Annotated in this window: 4 protein-coding genes and 1 pseudogene; all 5 read left to right on the top strand. The window is 44.3% G+C overall.

All coding sequences use genetic code 11. The annotated features are described in order from the left end of the window. A pseudogene (locus L4C33_RS19370) lies at positions 1 to 409 on the top strand (acetyl-CoA C-acetyltransferase); the annotation flags it as partial. A gap of 86 nt (positions 410 to 495) precedes the next feature. Then, positions 496 to 1,989, top strand: a complete 1,494-nt coding sequence (locus L4C33_RS19365; protein WP_428814038.1) for a CoA-acylating methylmalonate-semialdehyde dehydrogenase — start codon at positions 496 to 498, stop codon at positions 1,987 to 1,989. Between the two features lie 55 nt (positions 1,990 to 2,044). Next, positions 2,045 to 3,211, top strand: a complete 1,167-nt coding sequence (locus L4C33_RS19360; RefSeq protein WP_428814037.1) for an acyl-CoA dehydrogenase family protein — start codon at positions 2,045 to 2,047, stop codon at positions 3,209 to 3,211. 98 nt (positions 3,212 to 3,309) lie between these two features. Continuing rightward, a complete protein-coding gene (locus L4C33_RS19355; RefSeq protein WP_428814036.1) occupies positions 3,310 to 4,137 on the top strand; it encodes an enoyl-CoA hydratase in 828 nt (275 codons plus the stop codon). 12 nt (positions 4,138 to 4,149) lie between these two features. Further along, the gene (locus L4C33_RS19350) at positions 4,150 to 5,298 is read left to right on the top strand and encodes an enoyl-CoA hydratase/isomerase family protein (protein WP_428814035.1); all 1,149 of its coding nucleotides are present in this window, start codon (positions 4,150 to 4,152) and stop codon (positions 5,296 to 5,298) included. Positions 5,299 to 5,424 lie beyond the last annotated feature (126 nt).

The raw sequence follows: 5,424 nt of genomic DNA, 5'->3' as shown, positions 1-5,424 counted from the left end.
AGGGCTTAAACCTTTGGCTATTTTGAAAGCTCACGCCAGCCACGCAAGAAAACCCTCAGAGTTTACACTCGCCCCAGTTTTTGCCATTGAGCAGCTGCTTTCTAAACTTGATTGGTCAGTCGATGAGGTCGATCTATGGGAGATTAATGAAGCCTTTGCGGTTGTTACACAGATCGCGGTACATCAACTTGGGTTAGACGCTGCTAATGTCAATATTAAGGGGGGAGCGTGTGCGCTTGGCCATCCGATTGGAGCGAGTGGGGCTCGTATTCTCGTGACCTTGATTCATAGCCTTAAGCAGCTTCRGGCTGCGAATGATAATCAGCATAAGAAAGTTATGCGTGGTGTCGCCGCGGTGTGTATTGGTGGCGGAGAAGCAACAGCGGTAGGAGTAGAAATCCCGTTGTAGTTTTAATTATTTGTTTAGTGGTTACCTGTTGAAGAGTTACATGGTTTTTTGGCATAGCTCGAAAGAGCATTACAAAAGGAAGAGTAATGATGAAGTCCGTTCCCTTATTTATTGGTGGTGAGTTTCGTCAATCTACAACCCAAGAATGGGTCGATGTGACAAACCCTGCGACGAATCAAGTCATCGCAAAACTTCCGTGTTCGACTGAATTAGAAATGGAAGACGCGGTTAATCATGCTACTAAAACGTTTAAAACGTGGAAGCAGGTCTCGCTGCCTGAACGTGCTCGGTTAATGCTGAGATACCAACATTTACTAAAAGAGCACCATGATGACTTAGCAACATTACTTTCCCAAGAAACAGGTAAAACTCTAGCCGATGCAAAAGGTGATGTATGGCGAGGAATTGAAGTCGTCGAGCAAGCGGCAAATATCGCAAGTAACATGATGGGCGAAATGGTCGAAAATGTTGCGACAGATATTGATACTTACTCAATCATTCAACCACTAGGTGTATGTTGTGGGATAACGCCTTTTAACTTCCCAGCTATGATCCCGCTATGGATGTTTCCTATTGCAATAGCCAGTGGCAACACCTTCATTTTGAAACCGTCCGAGCAAGTCCCATTAACTTCAATTCGTATGGCTGAGCTATTTGAACAGGCGGGAGCCCCGAAAGGCGTGCTGCAAATTCTTCACGGTCGGAAAGAGCAAGTGGATTACTTGTTGTCTCATCCAGATATCAAGACTATTTCGTTCGTTGGTTCTGTGCCTGTTGCTCAATACATTTACCAACAAGGCACGCAGCATTTTAAGCGTGTTCAAGCTTTCGCTGGCGCAAAAAACCATATGGTGATTATGCCAGATGCCAATAAAGAACAGGTGGTGAATAATTTAGTCGGAGCCTCTGTAGGAGCTGCGGGCCAACGCTGTATGGCGATTTCAGTCGCTGTTTTTGTCGGCGGAACTAAGCAGTGGATCCCTGATTTAAAAGTAGAGATGGAGAAAGTTCAGCCAGGCGCTTGGGACGACGAAAATGCGGGTTATGGACCTTTGATTAGCCAGCAAGCCAAAGAGCGAGTCATCCGTTTGATCGAAGAAGGAAAAGCGCAAGGGGCCGTATGTGAATTGGACGGTAGTCAGTGTTCAGTTGATAACTACCCTAAGGGATACTGGGTAGGCCCCACGTTATTTAGTGGCGTGACGACTGACATGTCCATCTATCAACAAGAAATATTTGGTCCTGTTTTAGTCTGTTTAGAAGTTGAGACGCTAGAAGATGCGATTGCGCTAATAAACGCCAACCCTTATGGGAATGGTACGTCCATCTTCACGGCAAACGGCGCTGCTGCACGTAAATACCAAAACGAGATTCAGGTAGGACAGGTTGGCATAAATGTTCCTATACCGGTTCCTTTGCCTTTTTTCTCATTTACAGGCTGGCGGGGAAGCTTTTACGGCGACTTACATGCTTATGGAAAACAAGCCGTGCGTTTTTATACGGAAACGAAAACCGTCACCTCACGTTGGTTTGATGATGATATCCCTAGCGGGCCTAATCTCACCATTCAGCTTAAGTAGAAACTCAAATTAAGTAGAGATAAAAAGTTAGGGCTATTTGGCGATAGGAGGGTATATGGACTTTGAATTAAATGAAGATCAAAGGGCTTTTTCAGAAACAGCTTATCAATTTGCATTAGATAAGCTCAGCCCTATGGCTGCTGAGTGGGATGAAAAACAAATCTTCCCTAAAGACGTTTTGCAAGAAGCGGGTGAGTTGGGCTTTCTCAGTTTGTATACGCCGGAAGAGCAAGGCGGTTTGGGTTTGAGCCGCTTGGATTCTTCAATCGTCTTTGAACAGCTTGCCATGGGCTGTACCTCTACAACGGCGTTTATGACAATTCACAATATGGTGAGTTGGATGATCGCTAGCTTTGCCACTGATCAAGCCAAGGCTGAGTACTGCGAGAAACTGATCACCGGAGAGTGGTTAGGATCGTATTGTTTAACTGAACCTAATGCGGGCTCAGACGCCGCCGCTCTTACCACTTCTGCTGTAAAACGTGGTGATCAATATGTATTAAACGGCGGAAAAACATTTATCTCAGGGGCTGGCGAAACAGATGTTTTGGTCGTAATGGCAAGAACAGGGAATAGTGACTCTGACAAGGGCGCAAAAGGCGTATCAGCTTTTGTCGTACCTGCGAATTCTGAGGGGGTCAGTTATGGTCGAAAAGAGCCAAAAATGGGCTGGAATAGCCAACCTACACGTGCGATTACCTTTGAAAATGTCGCTATCCCTGATAGCAACCTACTTGGTGAGGAAGGGCAAGGTTTCGTGTTTGCCATGAAAGGGCTGGACGGTGGGCGAATTAATATTGCGACCTGTTCAATTGGCACTGCGCAACAAGCTTTGAATCAAGCAACGCAATACATGCAAGAGCGTAAACAATTTGGACAAAGCTTAGGCCAATTTCAAGCGCTACAATTTAAGTTAGCTGATATGGCAACAGAGCTTGTGGCCGCTCGTCAACTTGTTCGTTATGCCGCGAGTAAACTGGATAACCAAGATCCGGAGGCTACCGCTTACTGCGCGATGGCTAAACGCTTTGCTACTGATGTTGGATTCCGTGTTTGTGATCAGGCATTACAAATTTATGGTGGCTACGGATATATCAAAGAATATCCGTTAGAACGCTATTTCCGAGATGTTCGCGTACACCAAATTCTTGAAGGAACGAACGAAATTATGCGTTTAATTATCGCGCGTCGTCTACTCGCGAATGAAGCTAGCTTGTTGTAAAGGATAATTACTCGTTTGAGTCGTTCAATAGGCGATAGTAAATAAATAAGTAAATAGTTTACTAGCGACTTAGCGTTATTAGAAAAAGGAGTCATGCAATGCCTACTTCCTCTATTGGTTCAGACAATGTTGAAAGTGTCGGAAGCTCTGAAGCGTCGAAAATACAGCTAGATATTCGAGGTCATACTGCTGTTGTGACAATGGATAACCCGCCAGCTAATACATGGACAGAAAGTAGCCTTAATACATTGAAGCAAACGGTGTTGTCGCTTAACGAAAATAAGCAAGTTTATGCTTTGGTGATTACCGGTCAGGGCGATAAATTTTTCTCTGCCGGTGCGGACTTAAACTTGTTTGCTGACGGTGATAAAACAGTTGCGTTTGATATGGCGAGAGCATTCTCTGAAGCCTTTGAAGTTCTATCCGCATTTCGGGGCGTTTCAATTGCCGCTATTAATGGCTATRCGATGGGCGGAGGCCTGGAAGTAGCGCTGGCGTGTGATATTAGGATTGCAGAACAACAAGCATTGATGGCTCTTCCGGAAGCAAAGGTGGGGTTGTTGCCTTGTGCTGGTGGCACGCAAAACCTAACGGCTTTGGTCGGTGAAGGTTGGGCTAAACGCATCATCTTATGTGGTGAACAAGTTAAGCCAGAGCAAGCGTTGAATATTCGCTTGATAGAAGAAATTGTCCCTAAGGGTCAAGCGCTTGATACCGCTCTAATCTTAGCTGAGTCCGTTGCTAATCAATCTCCCTCTTCAGTAACGGCGTGTAAATCTCTTATTCAAAACTCTCGCTCATCGAGTTTACAGCAAGGGCTAATCAAAGAGCGTGAGTTGTTTGTGAAGCTATTTGATACTCAAGACCAAACTGAAGGCGTAAATGCCTTCTTACAGAAACGTAAGCCTAATTGGAAAAACCAATAATCAGGAGTCTATATGGCAGGGAAGGTCAATTTTGAGCTGCTGAATTGCCATGATGGTCAGCACTACATAGCACTTGCGACGCTGGATAATCCAGAGTCTTTAAATGCGCTCACTTATGAAATGTTAGAACAGCTAAACCGACAATTAAACCTATGGCAAAACGATGAAAAAGTTGTTTGCGTGTTACTTCTGGGAAGCGGTGGCAAAGCATTCTGTGCGGGTGGTGACGTAAGAACCATGTATAAGGTGATGAATGAACAACACCATACAAAAGTCCGAAAATTTTGTACCGAATACTTCTCCTTAGAATATCAATGTGACTATCTAATCCACACTTATACGAAGCCTATATTGGCCTGGGGCGAAGGTATTGTCATGGGCGGTGGTATGGGACTTTTCATGGGGGCTAGCCACAAAGTAGTGACGCCTAAATCTCGTTTAGCTATGCCAGAAGTGACGATTGGATTGTTTCCTGATGTTGGTGGGACATGGTTCCTCAATCGCCTAGAGTCGGGCGTAGGGATGTTTTTAGGCATGACAGGAGCAATGCTGAATGCCAGTGATGCCGTTGAACTTCACTTAGCGGATTATCTAGTGTTAGAAGGTCACCAATCGGAGTTGTTTACTCAACTTCAATCTACTCAGTGGCAAGCAGAAGAAGACCATTATTCTGTGCTTAGCGGTTTACTTGAAGGCTTTAAGTCAGAAGCCAGTTTACATAAACCCAAGCACCAAATGCTTTCCTATTTACCACAAATTGAATTTGCATGTCGTGGAGATGACTTAGCGCTTATCCGACAAAGTTTACTTGATATCGAAGCGAGTCATGGTGATGAAAGTCAGGCTCAATGGCTTGAAAATGCGCAAAAATCAATGCTGAGTGGCAGCCCAATAACGGCGCATATTCTATTTCGTCAAATTAAGCTATATCACGATCTATCGTTGGCTGATTGTTTTAGATTAGAACTCAACTTGGCAGTGAGAAGCTCAGTTTTGGGGGAGTTTAGAGAGGGCGTTCGAGCAAGGTTAATTGATAAGTGTGGAGAGCCCAACTGGATTTTTGAATCCTTGTATGAAGTAGATAACAAGGTGATCGATACTTTATTTAATAGTCTTTGGTCAGACGAAAATCACCCTTTATCAGATCTAGGTAAGTATTAGTTCAGAAAGTGATTAGTTTATAAATCTATTCGCTTTGGAATCAGTTAGTACAGGAAGCTTAACGCGCTAGAACACATTAAATCATTTACCTCTAATAGGAGGCGTATCATGAGTACCGTACCATTG

The organism is Vibrio makurazakiensis (assembly GCF_050337375.1).
Lineage (GTDB): Bacteria > Pseudomonadota > Gammaproteobacteria > Enterobacterales > Vibrionaceae > Vibrio > Vibrio makurazakiensis.
This window is presented reverse-complemented; position numbering and strand designations above follow the sequence as displayed.

Excerpts from the sequence above, each read along its gene's own strand:
- L4C33_RS19365 (WP_428814038.1), top strand. The coding sequence starts at position 496 with ATGATGAAGTCCGTTCCCTTATTTATTGGTGGTGAGTTTCGTCAATCT.
- L4C33_RS19360 (WP_428814037.1), top strand. The coding sequence starts at position 2,045 with ATGGACTTTGAATTAAATGAAGATCAAAGGGCTTTTTCAGAAACAGCT.
- L4C33_RS19350 (WP_428814035.1), top strand. The coding sequence starts at position 4,150 with ATGGCAGGGAAGGTCAATTTTGAGCTGCTGAATTGCCATGATGGTCAG.